Source organism: Nonomuraea turkmeniaca, from assembly GCF_005889735.1.
Taxonomy (GTDB): Bacteria; Actinomycetota; Actinomycetes; order Streptosporangiales; family Streptosporangiaceae; genus Nonomuraea; species Nonomuraea turkmeniaca.
In genome coordinates this window covers 1-1,876 of record NZ_VCKY01000513.1, presented here as the reverse complement: position 1 = coordinate 1,876, position 1,876 = coordinate 1, and the positions used below count along the sequence as shown (strand labels likewise).

Below are 1,876 nucleotides of genomic sequence, written 5' to 3'. Positions count from 1 at the left end.
ACACCGACACCAAATTCACCAACGACCCATGCCCGACCCCCACACCCTTCGGCACACCCGTCGACCCCGACGTATAAATCACATACGCCAACCCCGCCGGATCCACCCGCACAGATGGCACCGGCGCCACCTCACCACCCACCACCGGATCCAGATCATCGACCGCGATCATCGGCCGCCCGCCCACCGGCAGGCCCTCAACCAGATCCTCCTGGCCGACCAGCGCGGCCACCCGGGCGTCGGCCAGCATGAACGCAACCCGATCCGCCGGGTTGGACGGATCGATCGGCAGATAGGCGGCCCCGGCCTTCCACACACCGACGATCGCGGCGACCATCTCCACACCGCGCGGCAGGCACAACCCCACCACCGACTCCGGCCCCACGCCGATGCCGCGCAGACAATGCGCCAGCTGATTCGCCCGCGCATCCAACTCCGCGTACGTGAGCCGAGACTCCTCACACACCACCGCGACCGCAGTCGGCGTCGCGGCCACCTGCCGCTGGAACAGCTCGACCACTGTCGAGCCGGCCACCGCCGCCGCGGTGTCGTTCCACCCCTCCAGCACCAGATCCCGCTCCCGCCGATCCAGCACCTCCACCTCATGCAGCCGCACATCCGGCGCCGCGGTGACACCCTCCAGCACCCGCACCCACCGCTGAACGATCGCCTCCACCGAACCGACATCGAACAAATCCGCCGACCCGGTCAACGCCCCCCGCAACCCCGCCGGACGACCCTGCTCGTCGAACACCTCCCGGACCACCAAATCCACATCGAACTTCACCGGCACCAACACCGGCCCCTCACCCGCCGACACGCCACCACCCTCAACCCCCGGCAACTCCAGCGCGGCACGCTCGGTGTTCTGCACCGTCACCATCACCTGGAACAACGGATGCCGCGCCAGCGACCGCACCGGCGCCAACTCCTCCACCAACCGCTCGAACGGCACATCCTGATGCGCCAACGCCCCGAGACTCGCCTCCCGCACCCGGGCCAGCACCTGCCGAAACTCCGGATCCCCCGACAAATCCGTACGAATCACCAACGTGTTGACGAAGAACCCGACCAGATCATTCAGCGCCTCATCCGTACGCCCAGCCACCGCCGCACCGATCGGCACATCCGTACCCGCACCCAACCGCGACAGCAGCACCGCGAACGCGGCCTGCACCACCATGAACGCCGTCACACCCTCGGCCCGAGCCAGCTCCACCAACCGCTCATGCACCTCAGCCGACACCCGCACCGGCACCCGATACCCACGATGACCCGCCACCACCGGACGCGACCGATCCGCCGGCAACACCAACTCCTCCGGCGCACCCGCAAGAGCCTGCCGCCAGTACTCCACCTGACTCGACAGCAGACTCCCCGAATCGGACTCCGCACCCAGCAACTCCCGCTGCCACAACGCGTAATCCGCATACTGCACCCGCAACGGCTCCCACACCGGCGCCACACCCCGCACACGAGCCGCATACGCCGTCGACACATCCCGGCCCAACGCCGCCATCGACCAGCCATCACCCGCGATGTGATGCACCACCAGCACCAACACCCGCTCATCCGAACCCGCCGGCTCGAACAGCCACGCCCGGATCGGTATCTCACTGGACAGATCGAACGCATACGCCGTCGCGCGGCCCACGGCCTCGGTCACGTCCTCGGGCTCGATCTGACGCACCTCCAAGCCCCACTCCAGCTCTCCCGCATCGAGAACCCGCTGGTAAGGCTCACCGTCCACAGCCGGGAAGATCGTGCGCAGCGACTCGTGCCGCCCGATGACATCCCGCAGCGCCGCAGCCAACGCCGGCACATCCAACTCGCCGGTCAACCGCACCGTCGTCGGAATGTTGTAAGTCGCACTCGG

1 protein-coding gene is annotated in these 1,876 nt (G+C 68.0%); it reads right to left on the bottom strand.

Going from position 1 to position 1,876, the window contains the following annotated elements:
* Nucleotides 1-1,840 (bottom strand): condensation domain-containing protein (locus ETD86_RS59540; RefSeq protein WP_281287128.1); only part of this gene is annotated, 1,840 nt, incomplete at its 3' end.
* Nucleotides 1,841-1,876 lie beyond the last annotated feature (36 nt).